Source organism: Labilithrix sp., assembly GCA_019637155.1.
In the GTDB taxonomy this organism is placed as follows: domain Bacteria; phylum Myxococcota_A; class Polyangia; order Polyangiales; family Polyangiaceae; genus Labilithrix.
Genome location: JAHBWE010000024.1, coordinates 55664 through 74855, shown reverse-complemented (window position 1 = coordinate 74855; position 19192 = coordinate 55664). Strand labels below are relative to the sequence as shown.

Below are 19192 nucleotides of genomic sequence, written 5' to 3'. Positions count from 1 at the left end.
CTAGGTCACCCCCCTCCTCGCGGGGGCGGTACGCACCTTGTAGGTGGATGTGCACCTACCATGAAGACCACGAAGATTGCTCCCCTTTTTCTGACGGTTGCTCTCGCTTGCTCGGTCGGCGCCGTGGGGTGCGCCGACATGGAGGAGGACGACGCCGCGTCCGCGGAAGGTGAGCTCGGGGCTAGCGCCGGGGTCGAGTTCACGAGCGCCGTCGGCGCCGTCGTCGTCAACGGCAAGAAGGTCTGCACCGCCGCCCTCGTCGACGTCGACGCGGACGCGCGCATCGGCAGCGTGTCCGCGCGCGGCCGCCAGATCCTGATGGGCGGCGCCTGCGTCGGGAAGCTCGCGAACGGGTTCACCGGCGCGGCGGTGTTCGTCACGCAGCAGAACGGCGTGTCGGTCTCGACGCCGATCGTCGCCTTCGACTTCGAGAGCCAGGCCGAGGCCGGGCTCGCGGTCGGCATCCTCGGCAAGAAGGTGCCCGGCGCGCAGCCGATCGACGTCATCGGGACCTCCGCCCTCGTCAACGCCGGCGCGCGCGTCGCGTCCGTCATCGAGGCGAACGAGGACGGCATCCTCATCGGCGCCGCGGTCGAGATCCACGCCGGCGTCGAGTTCTCGCTCAAGACCCAGTGCACCTCGTTCCAGTTCGGCGTCCAGGCCGGCGTCGCGGTCGGCGCCGGAGTCGCGCTGCGCGACGACGGGCTCGGCGCCGCCGCCTTCGTGAAGGTCCAGGGCAAGCTCTATCTCGCGGCCCACATCGACGGCGGCTGCGTCGTGCGCAAGGTCGGTCGCGGCTTCAAGAAGCTCGGCAACGGCGTCCTCACCGCCGCCAACGAGATCGGCAACGCGTTCTCGAGCATCGGCACCGGCGAGATCATCGCCGTCGTCCACACGAAAGAACGCTTCACCACCTTCGCCGTGAAGATGACCGAGCACGTCGAGGAGATCCGCATCAACGGCCAGGGCCGCATCAGCGCGAAGGACTCGCGCGGCGCCGCCTGCGACAAGATCCCGCTCGTCATCTTCGGCGGGCCGTGCAAGCTCGAGTCGCGCGGCGGCTACCGCAAGGGCGAGCTCGTCACCATCACCGTCGACACCCACGCCAACGTGTTCCCCGACGGCGACCGCGGCCAGCAGCTCACGATCTCGACGAAGTAAGCTACCCAGCCTCGCCGCCCTCGTTGCCGTCGTGCGGCACGGGCGGCGAGTCGCGGAGCGCGAGGACGTCCAGCGTCGTCGCGTCGAAGCGGTAGAGGAGCCACAGGTTCCGCCCCGGCACCCGGCGCGCGTACGCGAAGCCGGGCTCGAACGAGATGCGCGAGTCGACCCGCCCCGGCAGCTCTTCTGCGGACATGAGCGCCGACACCCCTGCACCCGCGGCGAGGCGCTGGGGCGAGCCGGCGGGCCCGAGCTTCACGAGCGCGCGCCGGAACGCGACGCTCAGCTGTCCGATTCGGCGAGCCATTCGTCGAGCCCCGGGCACGTGCCCGTCGCGGCCCACTGCTCCGCCATCTCCGGCGTGAGCGTGAAGCAGCGGCCCGCCTCGATGTCCACCACCGCCCGCCGGAGCTCCGCCTCGAGCTCGGAGTCAGCGTGCTGCGCGACCGAGACCTGCGCGGGAGCGGGCGTACTCATGCCTGAAGGATGCCTCAAGACGGCCGATGGCGCGAGAAAGACGTTACCTCAGCCCTTGATCGCCGCGCGCGCGACGCGGAGCAGGGTCTTCCACGACGGTGCGGCCTCGTGCTCGACGAGGCGCATCCCCAGCTCGCGCAGGTTCCGGTGATCGCCGAACCACGCCGGCGTCGGCCGGATCCGGAACGGCGCGCGCAGCACCGATTTTTCCGGATGGTCGAACATCCAGGCGTTGTGCACTACGCCCGTGCCCGACTGGATGTCCTCCGCCGTGTGGCCCGGGAACGCGCCCCACGTCGGCGACACGAGGCCGTAGATCGCGCCCGGCCACGCGTTGATGCCGATGCCGCCGTAGCGAAGGTCGCGGATCGCGCGCGCGAACGCCTGCTCGTTCTCCTCCTCCGACCGAGGGTGGATGAGCACGCCGCACGAGAGGGTGCCCCAACACTCGTCGTTCGCGAACGTCACCGCGGCCTCGAGGAAACGCGGGACCGACGCGCCCGCGTAGTCCGGCGCGTCGAGCTCCACGAACGCGACGACGCCGCAGAAGGCCTCGTTCGTGAGCGCGTACTCGTTGCCGTCGAGGCGCGGGATGATCGTCCACGGCACCGCGCCCTCCGCCTCCGCCCCGACGACGCGCGCCGTCGGATACTCCGCGCGGAAGCGGGCCCAGCGATCGGCCGCGCCCGGGTAGTACGCCTTCCGCGGCGGCGCCTTCGCGAGCTCCGCCTCCACCTGCGCCAGGAACGCGTCCTTCTGCAGCCACTCGCGCGCGACGACGACGACCTTCGCCGCGTTGCAGTTGAAGCTCGCGTTCTGCGTCACCATCGACGCCACGTGCCGCGCCTGGAAGCGGATGTCCCCGTCGGACCACGGCCCCGGCACGACGAGGACCGGCGTCACGCACCCGAGCTCCGCGGTGAACGGTTTGTCGTTCTTTCGCGTCTTGCCGGGTCCCTTCTCGTTTTTCCCCCACACGATCGCGTCGTAGGTGCGATCGGAGCCCGTGACGTGGAGCGAGCCGATCTTCGGATGCGCCGCCGCGTGCGCGCCGACGTCGGCGCCGCCGTAGACGATCGCGAGCCAGCCGCCGTCGACGAGCGGCGCGAAGGCGCGCGCGAGGACGGGCCCGACGTCCTCGTTGACGGGGTTCATCTTGAGGAGCACGACCTCGTCGTCGACGAACAGCTTGTAAAGTACATCCATCGCCGGGATCGACGAGACGTTCCCTCCGCCGAGCACGAGCGCGACGCGGCCCTTGCCCTCACGCTTCGTCCCTTGCGTCGCCGGCTTGCCGGGCTGCATCCACACGTCGGCGGAGAACCCCGCGAACATGAGGCGCTCCATCAGCGTCGACGGGAACACGCGCGCGACGGTGCGCCCGTCGGGGGCGATGCGCGTCGCGGCGGGCGGGGGCCTCTTGTCGTGACGCAGCGCCTCAGCGAAGAGGCGCGCGTTGCGGATCGTCGGCATCACGCCAGCGAGCCACTCCTCGCCGGCGAGGTCGTCCGTCGGCGCGAGGCCCTTGATCTTCGCGCCCGCCGCGACCCAGTCGGGCGCCGCCTTCAGCGTCTGCTCGATGCAGCGCTCGAGGAGCTCCACGCGCTCGGCGTTCGAGACCCTCCGCCAGTCGTCGCGCTTCTTCTCGAGCGCGGAGATCGCCGCGTCGACGTCGGCGAGCGAGGTCGCTTCCATCACGGCTCAGAGGACGCCGGCGGCGGCCTTGTCGAGCCAGCCGTCGATCGCCGCCATGATCTTCGTGTTGCCGTCCTGCTGGTACGTCGCGAGCTTCGCCTCGCAGGCCGGGACCGCGGCGAGGAAATCGTGGATCGTCTTCGGATCGTCGAGCGAGTCCGCAGAGCGGCCGTAGCCCTCGAGCTCGAGGTAGCGCGCGTTGAGGACCTGCTCGAACTGGCCCTCGAGCGGGACCGCGAGCATCGGCTTGTGGAGGTAGACCGCCTCGCCCATGAGCGTGAAGCCGCCGCCGGCGATGACCGCGCGCGCGGTCGCGAGGTCGTCGATGAACTTGTCCTCGCTGAACGGCTGGAAGCGGAGGTTGCCCTCGACGACCTCGTGCTCGAGGCCGCGGCGCATGCCGTAGATGCGGCACTCGAGGCCGGTCGCGGCGAGCGTCTCGCGGATCGTATTGTTGCCCTCGCCGGTGGTGTAGACGAGGAGGTGATCGCCGCGCCGCTGCTTCGCCTTCGCGGCGAGGATCTCGGGGCGGAGGATCGGCGGGAAGAGCCGCGTCTTGGCCTTCCGGATCTCGGGGTGGAAGAACGTGGTGACGAAGTACTCGTCGCACCACGGGAGCTTCGTCTTGATGAAGGCCTTCGTGAGCTGGAACTTCGCCTTGTTCCCCTCGACGATCGGCGCGGGCAAGGTCGTGCGGTTGATGATCTGCATGTTGTCGATCGAGAGGACCGGCAGCCGATGCGTCATCCCGTAGAGGTAGGTCCACGACTCGAAGTCGCTGATGACCGCGTTGGGACGGAAGTCCTGGATGAGGTCGAAGTACGCGGCGATGTTCTTCGGGAGCCCGATCGCGCCGGTCGTCACGTTCGACCAGAGCGTCTTCATCGGGCGGACGCGGTTCTCCTCGTAGATCATGTGGAAGCCGTGGATGCGGTTGACCCCGTCGAACCGCTTCGCGAGGAAGTCGACCGCGCGCCCCGACGCCATGATCTCCACGTCGTGCTGCTGCGACACGAGGTGCTCGAGGATCACACGCGAGCGCATCGCGTGCCCCATCCCTTCGCCGACGACGCCGTAGAGGATCTTCATGTCCACGCAGCATACACTCGAGGCCCGACATGGAGCGCCCGTGGCAAGATCGCGTCTACAGCGAAACATTGCCGTGGGACGAGCTCCTCTCCGTGCCGACGCTCGCCCTCCTCGCGCGCTACCGCGTCGAGCTCGTCCTCGCGGTCCGGCCCTGGGACGTGGAGCGCCTCCCCGACGCCGCGCGCGCGCTCCGCGACGCCGGCGTCCCGCTCTCGATCTGGCCGATGCTCGCCGACGACGCGGGGCGCTGGGCCAACATGCACAATGCACGCGAGTTCCGCGCGCTCGCGCTCGGGATCTGTGACGCGCTCGACGCGGCGGGGGTTCCGCCACGCGACTTGCTCTTTGATCTGGAGCCGTTTTTCTTTTCAACGTCGGGGCTTCGCCCCGACACCCCACCCCAGACACGGCCCTCGCGCTTCGCGCTCGGGGCGCTTCGCGCCCGCTTTCGCGGCCGCTTCTGGGGCCCCGGGCCGGAAGAGGAGGCGGCGAGTGGGGGGGCGGGATTGTATGAGCTTGGGGCGGGGGAGTTGGGGCGGGCGGCGGGGGAGGTGAGGGCGCGGGGGATTGGGGTGTCGGCGGCGGTGTGGCCGCTCGTGGCGCTCGATCCCGAGGGCGGTGACGGCTGGCAGCGCACGCTCGGCACGCCCGTCGACGTGCTCGGCGCCGCGCACGTCAGCGTGATGATGTACACGTCGATCCTCGAAGGCTGGTCGCGCGGCGCGGTCCGCCGGCGTGACGCGCGCCTCCTCCTCGCTCGCGCGACCGCGCGCACGGCGCGACGCTGGAGCGCCGGCGCGGGCATGTCGCTCGGCTGCATCGGGACCGGCGCGTTCGAGGACGAGCCCACCTACCGCGATCCTTCGGAGCTCGCGGAGGACGTCGCGATCGCGCGCGCGGCGGGGTGCGCGCGCCTCTCGCTCTTCGACCTCGGCGGCGTCCTCTCGCGCGCCCCCGCCGAGCCGTGGCTCGAGGCGTTCACCGCAGGAGCCGACGCGGAGGTGGGGCCATCCAGCAAGCGCGTGCATTCTGCACGTATATTCGCGCGCGCCGCGACGTGGGCGCTCGGCCGCCGCCGCTGAGCACGGCAGTTGCTTGTCGTTGGGGCATGAACGTCCCCGTCAGCCCCCCGGTCGATCTCCGGAACCTCCGAGAGCTCGCGCCGGAGACCGCGGAAAAGAAGCTGTCCCGAGCGATCGTCGTGCGGAGGCGCCGCCTCGCCGACGTGGCGGCGCCCGCGCTGGCGCTCGGCCTCGGCGTCATCGCTGCCACGGGTGTGCTCGCGTGGCGCGGTGCGACCGCGGAGCTCGATCGCCGCAGGCGCCGGAGCGGGCTCCTCCTCGCGGGCGGGCTCGGCCTCGCCGCGATCGGCCTCGGCGCGTGGCAGCTCCAGCGTTGGTCCTTGCCGTCACCTCCGTACGAGGTGGAGCTCCGCGCGGGCCGCTTCGAGGTGCGCCGCTATCCGTCGCTGCAGGTCGCGGAGACGAAGGTCGACGCGCCGTGGGACCACGCGTTGATGGAAGGCTTCCGCCGCCTCGCCGGGTTCATCCTCCGCGACAACGACGCGCAGCAGGAGATCGCGATGACGGTCCCGGTCCTCGGTACTGGCGGCGAGGACGGCTACCGCCTCTCCCTCATCATGCCCGACGACGTCCTCGTCCCGGCGCCGACCGACGCGCGCGTCGCGCTCGCGAACGTGCCCGCGCGTCGCGTCGCCGTGCTCCGCTTCACCGGCCGCTACACCGCGGAGAACCTCGCCGCGCACAAGCAGGCGCTCGCGCGCGCGCTCGCGCGGCGCGGCCTCGAGCCGAAGGGCGAGGCGATGTTCGCGGGCTACGATCCTCCGTCGACGATCCCGCTCCTCCGCCGCACCGAGCTCTGGGTCGAGCTCGCCTGAGCCACCGACCTAAGGGCAGCGCGCGACGCGGTACTCGACGCCGTCCTCGGTGCGGAACGACGACTGGATCGTGCCGTCGTCGGTGACGATGAAGTCCTTGAAGGCCTCCTCCGGCATCATGCTGCTCTCGATCGCGACGCGGCCGATGACCTTGCCCTCCGCCGGCTCGAGGCACGCCACCGTCACCGCCTCTTCGCCGCCGACGCCGGCGTAGATGATCCCGCGCGCGTCGGTGTCGAGGAGCGCGACCTCGCGCGTGGGCTCTGGGTACGGGATGACGCGCGCGAAGCGGAGCGTGCCGCTCGCGCGATCGAACGCGTTCACGGTGAGCTTCGAGCCGACGAGCGTCGCCGAGACGAGGAGCTTGCCGTCCTTGCTCGGGCGCCCGCTCAGCTTCACCGCGTCGGCGAGGCGGCCGTCGGTCGTGCCGATGCGCACGAGCGCGCCGTGGCTCTCTTCGAGGTACACGTCCTTGTCGTCGGTGAAGAGACCGGTGACGAGGCCGGGATCTTTCACGCGATCGGTCGGGATCGAGAGCTGCGCGCGCTCGCGGCCGTCCTTGTCGTAGAAGCGCAAGGACTTCTCCTTGAGGCGATCGAGCGTGACGATCGTGCCGTCCTTCGCGACGACGACGTCCTGCGTCGTCGCGGTGGCGGCGAAGCTGCCGACCTGCTTGCCGCCCGAGTAGCGGACGATGCGGTTGTTGACCTGATCGAGCACGAGGAGATCGTCGCCCGCGCGCGCGAGGCTCATCGGACCTTCCGGGTTGCCCTCGGCCTGCACGAGGTGCCCGAGCTCGTTGTCGCCCGCGCCCCACTTCGTGCGGAGGGTCGGGTCGACCGCGCCGTCCGCCAGCGACACGACCGGCGCCGCGCTCGGGGTCGGCGGTTGTGGGTTCGACGGTGCCGCGGATGCCACTCCAGATCCGTTCGGCGGCGGTTCGCTGCTGTTGGACCTCTCTCTCCGCCCCGCGATCACCAGCACCGTGATGATGGCAGCCGCAATCACCGTGATCGCGACGATCCTCGTGCGAGCGTTCATGAGGTGGGTCCTCGCGACCCACGCGCGGCCGGACGCGGAGACGTTCGCGAGACCGCGCGCGCGCATGCTCGTCCGATGTGCGCCGGCACACGACGTGTCGATGCACGATCGCCCTGTTTTTCCGAGGTAAAATCTTGATCACGGTAGGAGATCGCCGATTGGCTCGGGGCTTGCGGTACGGGGGGCATGCGCTCGCTCTCTCTTGTCGTAGCCACTTTCGTGTCGATGTCGGTTGCCATCGGATGTGCGGCCCAATCCTCCGACGAATCGCTCTCGTCGTCGACCAGCTTGGTCGAGCCGGAGGAAGCAAGCGGTGATGTGGGAGACCTCGAGGACGTCCCGCTCACGGCGGTGGACGACAGCGCGGCGCCGTCGGACGCGGACGTCGACGCGCTCGCGGGGATCCCGGAGGTGAAGACGACGGCGGCGGTGAGCCTCCGCAAGGACGCCGACGCGACGGCGGGCGTCCTCGCGATCGTGCCCGAGGGCATGGTCCTCCAGGTCGAGTCGCAGGCCACGAACGGCTTCTACAACGTCTCGTGGAACGGCGTGAGCGGATACGTCTCCGCCTCGTACCTCGCGCCGGAGGGGAACATGTCTGCGCTCGACGAAGGCGAGGAGGACGCGGCGGTCGACGTCGACGGCGATCCCTCGCCCGCGAACGCGATCGCGCGCGCAAAGCTCGCGATGGGCTTCTCGTATTACTGGGGCGGCGGCGCGTGGACGAAGGCGGGCGTCACCGCGTCGACGAAGGGCTCGTGCACGGGCTCGTGCCCGAACTGCACGCACCGCGGCTCCTACGGCGCGGACTGCTCCGGCCTCGTCGCGAAGGCGTGGCAGTACGGCGCGAAGAACCTCTCCACCAACTCGCATCCGTACGGCACGATCCACTTCGTCAGGGACGTCGCCGGCAAGTGGAAGACGATCACGCGCGCGAGCATGAAGCCGGGCGACGCGCTCGTGTACAACAAGAACGGCAGCGGCCACATCGTCATCTACGAGAAGGGCGACGCGTGGGGCGCGCCCACGGTGATGGAGTGCCGGAGCTGCGGCTACGGTTGCGTGCGCAATGCACGTAGCTTCGGCTCGCAGTACCACGCGATCCGCCGCACGGGCTTCTGAGTCACGACTGCCATAGCTCCCGCAGCTCGGGCGGGAGGTTCGCCTCGACGTGGCGCGCCTCTCCGCTCGAGATGCGGGAGCGGAGCAGCGCGAAGATGGTCCGCGCGAGCGTCTCCGCCTCCGCCGGCGTCAGCCCGAGGCGCGTCGCGACGCGGCGGCAGAAATGCTCGCGGTCCATCTTCGGGAGGTCCGCGATCGGCTCGTGGCTCAGCAGCTCGTCGAAGCGCGACGGCAGCTGGGCTTCGAGGTCGCAGACCTCGCGGAGCGGCAGGACCTCCTCGAGCGTCGCGACGACCGCGATCGCAGAGCGCTCCGCGTCGTCCTCGGGGAGACCGGTCGCGTCGGCGATGCTCCGCACGAACGTCGTGTACGTCGTCGCCGCGCGCGACGCATGACGTTCGCGCGGGCCTCCGGCGTCCCGCGCGGGCGATGCACGCCCGACCTCAGCTCGTCCTCTCGCGCCTTCATGGACGTGAATCGGTGCATTCGACGTGCCGGCTCAGATCAGAGCGCGGGCTGCGGAGCGCCGCCGGCGAGCGGGAGGGCGGCGATCCGGCGGTGGCCGCTCGCGTGCTCCTCGCACGCGTCCTCCTCGCGGATGGGCTCGTCCTCGCCCGCGAGCGCGATCCGCCAGGCCGCGGTCGCGCCGCAGAGGTAGCAGCCCCGCGTCGCGCGACGACGCGACGACGGCGGCGCCGCGCCTCGACCGGCGCCGCGCGACAAGAGCGCGCGCACGGCGTCCGCGATCGCCGCCGCGTCGATGCCGGCGGCGGCGAGCTGCTCGGCGGGCTTCGCCGAGCCGGGCATCGCGCGGACGGCGAGGCGAACGACGCGCGCCGCGATCGGATCGCGCGGGGTCGTGAGGCACTCGAGGACCGCGTCGCCGAGGCCGCCCTCGGGCCAGTGGTCCTCGACGACGACGACGTTGCCGTGGGTCGCCTGCGCCGCGTCGCGGATCGTGTCCGCGTCGAGCGGCTTGACCGAATACGCGTCGATCACGGAGGCGCCGATCCCTTCGGCCGCGAGCCGCGCGTGCGCTTCGAGCGCCTCGTGGACGGTGATGCCGGCGGTGACGACGGTGACGCGATCGCCCTTCGCGCGCCTCAGCACCTTGCTGCCGCCGACGCGGAAGACGTCGTCGGCGTCGTAGAGGACCGGCGTCTTCTCGCGCGTCGTGCGCAGGTAGACGACGCCGCGCTGCTCCGCCATCGCCGCGACGAGCTTCGCGGTCTGGTTCGCGCAGCACGGATAGAGCACGGTGCTGCCGTGAACGGCGCGCATCATCGCGAGGTCCTCGAGCGCCATCTGCGACGGGCCGTCCTCGCCGATCGAGACGCCGGCGTGGGAGCCGCAGAGCCGGAGGTCGGCGCGCGAGATCGCCGCCATCCGCACGAAGTCGTAGGCGCGGGTCAGGAACGCGCCGAAGGTCGACGCGAACGGCGCCTTCCCGCGCACGCTCATGCCGACCGCGGCCGCGACCATCTGCTGCTCGGAGATGAACATCTCGAAGTAGCGCTCCGGATGGGCCTTCGCGAAGTCCTCGGCGTACGTCGAGTTGTTCACCTCCGCGTCGAGGACGACGACGTCGGGGCGCGCCGCGCCGAGGGCGGCGAGCGCGTCGCCGTACGCGCGGCGGGTCGCGACGCGCTTCGAACGTTCGTAGCGCGGGAGCGCGAGCGGCTTCACCGCCGGCGCGGGCGCGGGCGCCTCGGACGCCGGCGCACGGAGCGCGATCGTGAACGATCGCACGCTGCCGAGCTCGGCGATCGCCTTCGCGCACTGCTCCTCGTCGAGCGCCTTGCCGTGCCATCCGTCCTCGTCCTCGAGGAAGGAGACGCCCTTGCCCTTGACCGTGCGCGCGACGATCAGGGTAGGGACGTCCACCCCGCGCGAAGCCTCCGCGTACGCCTCGTCGATCGCGGCGAGGTCGTGCCCGTCGATCTCGATCGCACGCCAGCCGAAGGCGCGCGCCCGCGCCGCGTACGCGCCGGAGTCCCAGCCGAGCGGAGTCTCGCCGCGCTGACCGAGCCGGTTCATGTCGAGGACCGCGATCAAGTTGCCGAGCGCGTAGTGCCGCGCGTGATCGAACGCCTCCCAGATCGAGCCCTCGGACATCTCGCTGTCGCCGACGAGGACCCAGACGCGGCAGTCGCTCTCCTCGAGCCGGCGCGCGGAGAGCGCGACGCCGACCGCGATCGGCAGCCCTTGTCCGAGCGAGCCGCTCGCCACGAGCACACCCGGCAGCGGCGGCACGGGGTGGCCCTCGAGCCTGCTCCGCGCGCGCCGGTAGGTGAGGAGCTCCTCCTCCGAGATCACCGCGGCCGCCTTGAGCATCGAATAGAGCAGCGGCGACGCGTGCCCCTTCGAGAAGATCAGCTGATCGTCGCTCGCGCGCGGCGGCGTGCGCCGGAGGTCCGCGCGGAGATGCGACGAGAGCAGGACCGCCATCAAGTCGGCGGCCGACAAGCTCGACGTCGGGTGGCCGGAGCCTGCCTCCGTCGAGCAGCGAAGGCTGTCGACGCGGAGCTGCGCCGCGAGCTCTCGCGCGTGCTCGAGGTGTTCGTGATCGCTCATGCCGGCGCGTGACAGCAAGGCAGGTGCCGCGCACGCCGAATGCATTCGGCCGCGCATGCGATTCGAACCCGTCCCCGCGATCGTGCAGCGAAGGTCTTCGATCGCCTCGCTGTGACGCCGGCGCACGAGAGCTCGTGTGCTTGCCCCGTTCACAGTCCATCGAAAAGGAGAGAAGAGATGAAAGTCGAACGTTTGATGACCAAAGACGTGAAGACGTGCGGACTCGAGCAATCGCTCGCCGAGGCCGCGAGCCTCATGTGGGAAGGAGACTGCGGCTGCATCCCCGTCGTCGACGCCGAGGGCCGCGCGATCGGGATCATCACCGATCGCGACATCTGCATGGCCGCCTGCTTCGAGGGAAAGACGCTCCGCGAGCTCTCGATCGGCGAGGCGATGGCGAAGCAGCTCCTCTCCTGCCACCCCGAAGACACGATCCAGCACGCGGAGAGCATCATGCGGCGAGCGCAGGTGCGTCGCATCCCCGTCGTCGACGCCGAGGGCCGCATCGCCGGCATCCTCTCGCTGAACGACGTCGCGCGTGAGGCGGAGCGCGAGAAGGCGGCGCGCGCCCCCGCGGTCCCGCTCGACGACGTGGCGCTGACGCTGAGCGCGGTCTGCCGGCAGCGCGGGCCGCAGGCGGTCGCCGCGTCGGCCGAGTGATCGTCAGCGCAGCAGGTCGGCCGGAGCGGCGGCGCAGCCGACGATGCCCTTGTCGGCGCACCGCTTCTTCGTGCAGTCGGCGAGGGCCTCGCGGCCCACCTCGCGGAGCCCCGACACCGCGAGGCGGCACTCGCTCGCCGACGAGCTCGGGCAGCTCTTCGCGATCGCGTCGCACGTCGTCACCGCCGTGCCCGCGGGATCGTCGCACGCGTTCATGAGCGCCTGGTGCGCGCAGAGATCGATGCGCTTCGGGTCGCACTGCTCCGCGTAATTGAGCTTCTTCAAGCACGCGACGGCCGCCTGCGCGACCTTCGGCTTCATGAGCTTCTTGAAGTCGTTGCAGCGATTGAAGGCGAGGGGACCGCAGCCGCCCTCGACCGTGGGCAGACCGATCGGCGGGCAGGAGTCGGGCTCGCCGATCGAGTCGTCGCAGCTGGGACCGGCGTCGACGACGGGAGGAGGCGGCGGCGGCGCGCTGACGCTCACGGCGGGCGGCGGCGGTGGTGGCGGCGGCGGCGCCTCCGGTTTCTTGAGGTGCGGGACGAGGTCCTTCTCCGACGCGATGTAGCCAAGGGCCCCGCCAAGCGCGATGGAGGAAACGAACACGAGGTAGCCGCCACGATCGACCTGCACCCCCCCATTGTACGCCGCTCAGTCCCTCTCGGGGGCCGGGGGCGCGGAGCGCGTCTTCGCGCGACGGCCCCCGGCGGGAGAGCTCGAGAGGGCAGAGCCCTCTCGAACAAGACTAATGCGCGCAGCCGGGGACGGACTTGCCGTCGGGCCAGCGCCACTCGCAGTGCATCGCGGGGCCGACCGGCGAGCGACGCTGCGGGCCGAGGCCGAAGACGTCCTTCGCGTTCGTGCAGCCCCAGTGGCCGTTGAAGTCGATGATTACGCGCGCCGCAGTCGTGAGCGGGTGCGCCACCTCGCCGAGGTTGAAGGCGCGATCCTTCACGTCTGCGACGAGCCACCCCACGCCGCCGCCGGAGTGGGCGTTGAGCTTGATCGTGATCGGTCCCGCCTTGTGCTCGGCCTTGCCCCACGTGCCGGGCCAGCCCTCGTGCCCGCCGCGCTCGATGTACAGCTTCACGTGCTCGAAGCCCTGCGCGTCGATCCAGAACTCGGCCTGGTTGTCGTCGAACTTGGGCCGCTCGCGGTCGTCGAAGATCGACCCGACGCTGGGGTTGTACTTTGCACCTTTCACGGAGGTGAAGCACGACGTGCACGCGGCCTTCGTCCCCGCCGGCACGGTGAAGAACACCTCGATGCCGTGGATCATGTAGCCGAGCTTCGCGACCGCCTTCGTCTCGCGATCGACCCAGACCTCTACCCCGGTCCAATCGCCCTCGTGATCGCCGAACGAGCCGAGGCCGAGCACGGTGATGTCTTGGTCGTTGAACGCCCAGTACTGCCAGTACTCGATCTTGTACGTCGCGCGCCCGTTCACGAGGTCGTTCGAGACGTGGCCGTAGAGGCCGGTCGCCTTCGCCTTCGCCTCCGCGACGCTGACGCCGGCGCGCCGCGCGTCGGCGTGGTTGAGGCAGTACTTCGTGATCTTCTTGTTCCGCGTGTAGCTCGTCTCCGGCTTGCACGTGAGGAGCGACTGCGCGGGGACGAGGTGCTTGTCCCGCGCGTTGCCGCATCCCGCGAGCGGGGCGGAGACGTCGTCGTCGCCCTTCATCTCCTTGAGCTGCGACGTCTCGATCTCGGCGATCGCGTCGGACGGGAGATGCGCCTCGGTCTTGTTCCCTTCCTTCGTGAGCTCGTAGTAGGGGCGGTAGCGGCGGATGAGCTGCTCCTCGAGCGCGTCGGGGATGCCGTCCTGATCGAGGTCGGCGGGATCGGTCGCCTCCGCCGCGGTGGTGGGGTCGACGTCCTTCGCGAGGATCGCGGAGAGCTCCGCTTGCTGCTCCGCGTCGATGTCCTCGTCGTCGGCGGCGCACGCGCCGAGGAGGAGGGCGCTCACTATTAAGGAGGAGGGGACGAGGGCGAGGCGCACATTATCCCACCTAGCAACGCGGGTGCCGCGAGCAAGAGCTTGGAATCTTTGTGTTTCGATCGGGCGATCCCGGGGCTCGGACGCGATCCGCCGAGGTGTCGGCCCATCATCCCCACCCGCGGCCAAGCGCAGCCGCCTGCGCAAGGTATCCTGCGGCGATGACGACGAACCCCACCTGGGACCTCTGCGTTATCGGTGCCGGCCCCGCCGGCTACGCCGCGGCGATGCGCGCGCACGACCTGGGCAAACGGGTCGTCCTCGTCGAGCGCGATCGCCTCGGCGGCACCGGCATCCACAACGGCGCGCTGTCGTCGAAGACGATGTGGCACCTCTCGAACGACTACGCGACCGCGCGGCTCACCGATCGCGGGTACCGCGCGCCGGGCGGCATCGACGTCACGTACGCGTCGGTGATGGAGTCGGTGCGCGTCGCGGTCTCCGAGCGGCGCGCGCTCCTCGATCGTCAGCTCGAAGGCCTCGCGCGCCCGAGCCCCGCCGGCGGGGTCGTCACCCTCGTCCGCGGCAAGGCGACGTTCACCTCGCCGACGAAGGTCGAGGTGAAGAAGGTCGACGGCACGACGGAGACGATCGAGGCGAAGAACTTCCTCATCGCGACCGGCTCGCACCCGCGCGTGCCGCCGGACTACCCGGTCGACGGCGACGTCATCGTGACGAGCGACCACATCGAGCAGTGGAAGGAGTTCCCGACGAGCATGGTCATCGTCGGCGCCGGCGTCGTCGGCTGCGAGTACGCGACGATGTTCGCGAGCTTCGGCAAGACGAAGATCCACATCATCGATCGCCAGCCGCGCATCCTCCCGTTCGAGGACGAGGACGTGTCGGAGGAGGTGTCGAGGAGCTTCGAGTCGCTCGGCATCACGATCCATCGCGCGGCGAAGCTCGAGAGCCTCAAGGTCGTGGACGGCCGCGTCGAGTACGTCGTCACCAACGCCGACGGCGCGCAGGAGACGATCCACGTCGACAAGGCGCTCGTCTCGATCGGCCGCGTGCCGAGCACGAAGGACCTCGGCCTCGAGGCCGCGGGGGTCGCGCTCGACAAGGGCGGCGGCGTCGTCGTGAAGGACTGCCAGTCGACGAGCGCGCCGCACGTCTGGGCGGCGGGCGACGTGACGATGGACATCGCGCTCGTGAACGTGGCCGAGCTCGAGGGGCGCTTCGCGGTCGAGAAGATGTTCGGCCTCGAGCCGCGCCCGATCCAGTACGGGGCGCTCTCCTCGATCATGTTCCTGAAGCCCGAGGTCGCGGCGGTGGGCCTGAACGAGACGCAGGCGAAGAAGGATGGCATTCCCTACCGCGTCGGCGTCGTCGACAACCGGCTCGTCAGCCGCAACATCGCGATGCGCTCCACGCGCGGGTTCGTGAAGCTCCTCGCGGCGAAGGACTCGTCGAAGATCCTCGGGCTCCGCGTCGTCGGCCCGCAGGCGTCGAGCACGATCCAGGGCATCGCCTTCCTCATCCAGCTCGGCGCGACGCTCGACGAGCTCGATCACACCGTGCACCCGCACCCCGCCGTCCCGGAGGGCGTGCAGGAGTGCGCGCGCATGATCCTCGGCCGGAGCGTGCTGAAGCCCGACGTCTTCGGTCCCGAGGGCCTCCTCCGCTGCAGCGACGGATGATCCACGCCCGGCATCGGATCTCCTAGTCCTGCCGATGCCCCCGCGCCGTCGACCGAAGCCCAAAGATCCGCCGAAGGTGCCGCTCCGCCGCGCGCTGCGCGAGGCGGGGGGATACATCCGGCGCGCGCTCGGGCTCGTCTGGAGGTCGTCGCCGTCGCTCACGGTCGCGTTCTCGGTCCTCGCCTTCCTCGGCGCGTTCATCGGGCCCGCGATCGCGGTCGCGGGCAAGCGCCTCGTCGACGCGGTCGTCGACGGCTCGCGCCGCGAGACCTTGTTCTGGGTCGGCGCCGAGCTCGGGCTCGTCGTGCTCCAGGCCTCCGTCTCGCGCCTCTCCGCGATGACGCGGATGATCCTCGGCTCGCGGCTCGGGACCGACATCAACATCGCGATCCTCGAGCGCGCGCAGACGCTGGAGCTGCGTCACTTCGAGGACCCGGAGTTCTACGACCGGCTCCAGCGCGCGCGGCGGGAGGCCTCGTCGCGGCCCCTGTCGCTCGTGAGCGAGACGTTCTCGCTCGTGCAGTCGATCCTCACGCTCACGGGCTACGTCGCGATCCTCGTGCGCTACAGCCCGTGGGTCGTGCTCGTGCTCGTCGTCGCGGCGCTGCCCTCCACCGTCGCCGAGATGCGCTACGCGAAGCAGGGCTTCCGCATCCGGAACTGGCGCTCGCCGGACGCGCGGAAGCTCAACTACCTCGAGTACGTCCTCGCCAACAACGAGCACGTGAAGGAGGTCCGCCTCTTCGGCCTCTCGGACCTGTTCCTCGGCCGCTACAAGGAGCTCGCGGAGCGCTTCCACCACGAGGACTCGAAGCTCATGGTCCGCCGCACGATCGTGACGTACCTGCTCTCGCTCCTCGCGACGCTCGCGTTCTACGGCACGTACGCGCTGATGGCGCTGTCGGCGGCGGCGAAGGCGATCACGCTCGGCAGCATGACGATGTTCGTCCTCGCGCTCCGGAGCGGGCAGTCGTCGTTCCACTCGATCCTCACCGGCATCGGCGCGATCTACGAGCACAACCTCTACATGTCGAACCTCTTCGCGTACCTCGACGCGGACGTGGCACCGGCGCAGAAGAGCCCCTCTCTCGGGGGCCCCCGGCGGGAGAGCTCGAGAGGGCAGAGCCCTCTCGAACCTGAGCGCGGCCTGCGGCTCTCGGGGGTGAGCTTCCGGTATCCGGGCAGCGAGAAGTGGGTGTTGCGGGACGTCGACCTCTTCATCCCGGAGGGGCAGAGCGTCGCGATCGTGGGGCACAACGGGGCCGGGAAGACGACGCTCATCAAGCTCCTCACGCGGCTCTACGATCCGACGGAGGGGCACATCTTCCTCGACGGGAAGGACCTCGTGGACTGGGACAAGGACGAGCTCCTCCGTCGTTTCGGCGTCGTGTTCCAGGACTTCAACCAGTACGAGCTCACGTTCCGCGAGAACGTAGGGGTGGGGCAGGTCGAGCACCTCGCGGACGACGAGCGCGTCGTGAAGGCGACGAAGCAAGGCGGGGCGGAGCCGCTCCTCGCCGGCTACGAGGCGGGCCTCGACACGCAGCTCGGGCGGTGGTTCGACGAGGGCGTCGAGCTGTCGGGCGGGCAATGGCAGAAGATCGCGCTGTCGCGTGGCTTCATGCGCGAGGACGCCGACATCCTCGTCCTCGACGAGCCGACGGCGGCGCTCGACGCGGAGGCGGAGCACGCGGTGTTCGAGCGCTTCCAGGAGCTGACGCAGGACCGCACGACGATCATCATCTCGCACCGCTTCCCGACGGTGCGGATGGCGGACCGCATCCTCCTCATCGAGGACGCGAAGATCGCGGAGGACGGCACCCACGCGGAGCTCGTCGCGGCGAAGAAGACGTACGCCCGCCTCTACGAGCTGCAAGCGCGAGGATATTCCTGAAGTGGCTTAAGGTCCGTCCAGCGCCGCCGTTCTAGCGAGGGATGCCCAACCTCAAGAAGCTCGCGATGGAGGACTCGGAGTGGTTCAGCGACGACGAGGGCCGCAAGCGCAGCGGCAAGGTCGTCCGCGTACGCCGGCGCGAGTCGCCGATGTCGCCGCGGGTGACCCGCAAGATGGCGAAGATCGACGCCGCGCTCCTGCTGCACGCCTCCGGCATCGACCCCCGCGCCTCTCTCGCCCCCACCGCCCCACCCCCCGCGCGCAACGTCGCGCCCGCGCGCAACGTCGCGCCCGCGCCCGCGCGCAAGGGGCCGCCGCCGTTGCCGGTCGCGTTTCCGTTTCCCTTCGCGAACGCGGCGAATCCGCTGACGGTGACGACGACGAGCGAGGACTTCGTCGACGTCCGCGACAGCTGGCTGATGCCGGCGCCGGACGATCCGATCGCGGCGCGCTCGCTCAAGAGCCTCGTGCCGCGCGAGCCCGATCCGTTCTCGATGCGCCCCCCGACGTACTCGTTCCTCCCTCCGCGCTGAGCACGCGGAGCCCGCCCGCGCCTCCAACTGGCCCCTGGCCTGGCCCTGGCCTGGCCGGGCCATATGGTCACGCGCGATAACCTCCCGAGATCGCTCGCGCGCGCCGTTGGCCTGGCGCGTGCTGGAGCGGCGCCCATGAGCGACGGAATCAATCAGGTGTTTCTCATGGGCAACCTCGGCGGCGATGCGGAGCTCCGCACGTCGGAGAAAGGATCGGTGCTGAAGATGAACCTCGCGACGACGGAGTCGTGGCTCGACAAGGACAACGTCAAACAGGAGAGGACGGAGTGGCACACGGTGAAGGTCTTCGGCCGGCGCGGTGAGGCGCTCGCGAAGCACCTTCGCAAGGGCACGAAGCTCTTCGTGCAGGGCCGCATCCAGTACGGCTCGTACGAGAAGGACGGCCAGAAGCGCTACACGACCGACGTCGTCGCGCAGGAGATCAGCTTCGCGGGCGGACCGTCGAACGGCGCGTTCGTCTCGAAGGGCTCCGACCCGAAGCCACAGTCGCTGCCCTTCTGATCGTCACGCCCGCGCGGCGCTTGGAGCGCGAGCAGGAATCGAAGCCCCTCTCGCCGCGGCTCCCCTCTCGGGGGGTCCGGGGGCGCTGAGCGCGTCTTCGCGCGAAGGCCCCCGGCGGGAGAGCTCGAGAGGGCAGAGCCCTCTCGAACAAGAAAGACTCAGAACGAGGAGCCGGGTTGCTTCAAGAACGCGACCTCCTCCGAGGTCGAGTCGCGCCCGAGGATCTCGTTGCGGTGCGGGAAGCGGCCGAAGCGCTCGATGATCTCCGCGTGCTGCTTCGCGTAGTCGAGGCCGTTCGCGACGTACTTCTGGAGGTCCGGCGGCGCCTTGTCCGCGAGGACGGCGAACGCGGCGATGCACTTGCGCTGGAGGTCGCTGTCCTCCGCGTGCATGAGCGGCATGTAGAGGAACGTCCGCTCGATCGGCTCGAGCTGCCGGTCCTCGCCGGTCGAGAGCGCCTCGAGCGCGAGGTCGCGCGCGCGATCGTCGCACGCGAACGCGCGCGCGTCGCCGCGGTACATGTTGCGCGAGAACTGATCGAGCACGATGACGAGCGCGAGGCGGCCGCGCGGCGTCTCCTTCCATTCGTCGAGCTTGCCGGCGGCGGCGAGCGCGTGCGTCTCGCCGAAGCGCGCGCGGACCTCCGCGTCGAACGCGGCGTCCTTCGTGTACCACTTGGTCGACGACGCGAGCGGCGGCGACCCGGGCGGACCGAACCAGAACTCGAGGACCTCCGCCGGGCTCATCGCGCTACGCCTTGCTCAGGAGATCGTCGAACGCGCGATCGAACTCGTCGTCCGCGCCGACCGCGACCTGACGCACCGGCTGCTTCGGCTCCGCCTTCGCGAGACGGCGGACGCGCTCCTGCACGTCGCGGTAGTTCGGGTCGCG

At 70.3% G+C, this 19192-nt stretch carries 19 protein-coding genes; 9 read left to right on the top strand and 10 right to left on the bottom strand.

What is annotated here, in order from left to right:
* Positions 1-123: 123 nt before the first annotated feature.
* Positions 124-1161: a hypothetical protein gene (locus KF837_38790; GenBank protein ID MBX3233336.1), complete on the top strand. Its 1038-nt coding sequence runs from the start codon at positions 124-126 to the stop codon at positions 1159-1161.
* 1 nt (position 1162) lies between these two features.
* Here KF837_38790 and KF837_38785 read toward each other — a convergent pair whose 3' ends face one another.
* Genes KF837_38785 through KF837_38770 form a run of 4 tightly spaced genes read right to left on the bottom strand, consistent with a single transcriptional unit; the run spans position 1163 to position 4422 of the window.
* Positions 1163-1468, bottom strand: coding sequence for a hypothetical protein (locus KF837_38785; protein MBX3233335.1), 306 nt, complete (start codon positions 1466-1468; stop codon positions 1163-1165).
* Positions 1444-1638, bottom strand: coding sequence for a hypothetical protein (locus KF837_38780; protein MBX3233334.1), 195 nt, complete (start codon positions 1636-1638; stop codon positions 1444-1446). The genes KF837_38785 and KF837_38780 overlap by 25 nt, the downstream gene beginning before the upstream one ends.
* A 48-nt stretch (positions 1639-1686) precedes the next feature.
* Positions 1687-3336 (bottom strand): aldehyde dehydrogenase, encoded by a 1650-nt coding sequence (locus tag KF837_38775; GenBank protein MBX3233333.1) that lies wholly within the window; start codon positions 3334-3336, stop codon positions 1687-1689.
* 3 nt (positions 3337-3339) lie between these two features.
* A complete protein-coding gene (locus KF837_38770) occupies positions 3340-4422 on the bottom strand; it encodes a teichoic acid biosynthesis protein (GenBank protein ID MBX3233332.1) in 1083 nt (360 codons plus the stop codon).
* 29 nt (positions 4423-4451) lie between these two features.
* Between KF837_38770 and KF837_38765 the strand changes: the two genes are divergently transcribed.
* Positions 4452-5504: a hypothetical protein gene (locus KF837_38765; GenBank protein MBX3233331.1), complete on the top strand. Its 1053-nt coding sequence runs from the start codon at positions 4452-4454 to the stop codon at positions 5502-5504.
* 26 nt (positions 5505-5530) lie between these two features.
* Complete coding sequence (locus KF837_38760) at positions 5531-6319, top strand: heme-binding protein (GenBank protein MBX3233330.1); 789 nt, start codon at positions 5531-5533, stop codon at positions 6317-6319.
* Positions 6320-6328: 9 nt separating this feature from the next.
* Here KF837_38760 and KF837_38755 read toward each other — a convergent pair whose 3' ends face one another.
* Positions 6329-7237: a hypothetical protein gene (locus tag KF837_38755; GenBank protein ID MBX3233329.1), complete on the bottom strand. Its 909-nt coding sequence runs from the start codon at positions 7235-7237 to the stop codon at positions 6329-6331.
* Positions 7238-7678: 441 nt separating this feature from the next.
* Between KF837_38755 and KF837_38750 the strand changes: the two genes are divergently transcribed.
* Positions 7679-8482, top strand: a complete 804-nt coding sequence (locus tag KF837_38750; GenBank protein MBX3233328.1) for an SH3 domain-containing protein — start codon at positions 7679-7681, stop codon at positions 8480-8482.
* A gap of 1 nt (position 8483) precedes the next feature.
* On the opposite strand, the gene KF837_38745 is transcribed toward KF837_38750, so the two are convergent.
* Both KF837_38745 and KF837_38740 read right to left on the bottom strand, forming a co-directional pair.
* On the bottom strand, positions 8484-8840 hold the full coding sequence (locus KF837_38745) for a DUF2267 domain-containing protein (protein ID MBX3233327.1): 357 nt from the start codon (positions 8838-8840) through the stop codon (positions 8484-8486).
* A 146-nt stretch (positions 8841-8986) separates the two neighbouring features.
* Positions 8987-11056, bottom strand: coding sequence for a transketolase (locus tag KF837_38740; GenBank protein ID MBX3233326.1), 2070 nt, complete (start codon positions 11054-11056; stop codon positions 8987-8989).
* A gap of 177 nt (positions 11057-11233) precedes the next feature.
* Between KF837_38740 and KF837_38735 the strand changes: the two genes are divergently transcribed.
* A complete protein-coding gene (locus tag KF837_38735; GenBank protein MBX3233325.1) occupies positions 11234-11716 on the top strand; it encodes a CBS domain-containing protein in 483 nt (160 codons plus the stop codon).
* Between the two features lie 3 nt (positions 11717-11719).
* Here KF837_38735 and KF837_38730 read toward each other — a convergent pair whose 3' ends face one another.
* A complete protein-coding gene (locus tag KF837_38730) occupies positions 11720-12349 on the bottom strand; it encodes a hypothetical protein (GenBank protein ID MBX3233324.1) in 630 nt (209 codons plus the stop codon).
* Between the two features lie 112 nt (positions 12350-12461).
* The gene (locus tag KF837_38725; protein ID MBX3233323.1) at positions 12462-13682 is read right to left on the bottom strand and encodes a hypothetical protein; all 1221 of its coding nucleotides are present in this window, start codon (positions 13680-13682) and stop codon (positions 12462-12464) included.
* 191 nt (positions 13683-13873) lie between these two features.
* On the opposite strand from KF837_38725, the gene KF837_38720 reads away from it, so the two are divergent.
* The 4 genes from KF837_38720 (at position 13874) to KF837_38705 (ending at position 18301) form a co-directional block, all read left to right on the top strand.
* The gene (locus KF837_38720; GenBank protein ID MBX3233322.1) at positions 13874-15352 is read left to right on the top strand and encodes an NAD(P)/FAD-dependent oxidoreductase; all 1479 of its coding nucleotides are present in this window, start codon (positions 13874-13876) and stop codon (positions 15350-15352) included.
* Between the two features lie 34 nt (positions 15353-15386).
* Positions 15387-17246: an ABC transporter ATP-binding protein gene (locus tag KF837_38715; protein MBX3233321.1), complete on the top strand. Its 1860-nt coding sequence runs from the start codon at positions 15387-15389 to the stop codon at positions 17244-17246.
* Positions 17247-17287: 41 nt separating this feature from the next.
* The gene (locus KF837_38710; GenBank protein MBX3233320.1) at positions 17288-17779 is read left to right on the top strand and encodes a hypothetical protein; all 492 of its coding nucleotides are present in this window, start codon (positions 17288-17290) and stop codon (positions 17777-17779) included.
* A 135-nt stretch (positions 17780-17914) separates the two neighbouring features.
* On the top strand, positions 17915-18301 hold the full coding sequence (locus tag KF837_38705) for a single-stranded DNA-binding protein (protein ID MBX3233319.1): 387 nt from the start codon (positions 17915-17917) through the stop codon (positions 18299-18301).
* Positions 18302-18459: 158 nt separating this feature from the next.
* Here the strand turns inward: KF837_38705 and KF837_38700 are convergent, their stop codons facing one another.
* On the bottom strand, positions 18460-19047 hold the full coding sequence (locus KF837_38700) for a DUF924 domain-containing protein (protein ID MBX3233318.1): 588 nt from the start codon (positions 19045-19047) through the stop codon (positions 18460-18462).
* Positions 19048-19192 lie beyond the last annotated feature (145 nt).

Coding starts and splice junctions, on each gene's coding strand:
- KF837_38765 (MBX3233331.1), top strand. CDS start 4,452: ATGGAGCGCCCGTGGCAAGATCGCGTCTACAGCGAAACATTGCCGTGG.
- KF837_38740 (MBX3233326.1), bottom strand. CDS start 11,056: ATGAGCGATCACGAACACCTCGAGCACGCGCGAGAGCTCGCGGCGCAG.
- KF837_38715 (MBX3233321.1), top strand. CDS start 15,387: ATGCCCCCGCGCCGTCGACCGAAGCCCAAAGATCCGCCGAAGGTGCCG.
- KF837_38735 (MBX3233325.1), top strand. CDS start 11,234: ATGAAAGTCGAACGTTTGATGACCAAAGACGTGAAGACGTGCGGACTC.
- KF837_38720 (MBX3233322.1), top strand. CDS start 13,874: ATGACGACGAACCCCACCTGGGACCTCTGCGTTATCGGTGCCGGCCCC.
- KF837_38780 (MBX3233334.1), bottom strand. CDS start 1,638: ATGAGTACGCCCGCTCCCGCGCAGGTCTCGGTCGCGCAGCACGCTGAC.
- KF837_38710 (MBX3233320.1), top strand. CDS start 17,288: ATGCCCAACCTCAAGAAGCTCGCGATGGAGGACTCGGAGTGGTTCAGC.
- KF837_38705 (MBX3233319.1), top strand. CDS start 17,915: ATGAGCGACGGAATCAATCAGGTGTTTCTCATGGGCAACCTCGGCGGC.
- KF837_38770 (MBX3233332.1), bottom strand. CDS start 4,422: ATGAAGATCCTCTACGGCGTCGTCGGCGAAGGGATGGGGCACGCGATG.
- KF837_38700 (MBX3233318.1), bottom strand. CDS start 19,047: ATGAGCCCGGCGGAGGTCCTCGAGTTCTGGTTCGGTCCGCCCGGGTCG.
- KF837_38785 (MBX3233335.1), bottom strand. CDS start 1,468: ATGGCTCGCCGAATCGGACAGCTGAGCGTCGCGTTCCGGCGCGCGCTC.
- KF837_38760 (MBX3233330.1), top strand. CDS start 5,531: ATGAACGTCCCCGTCAGCCCCCCGGTCGATCTCCGGAACCTCCGAGAG.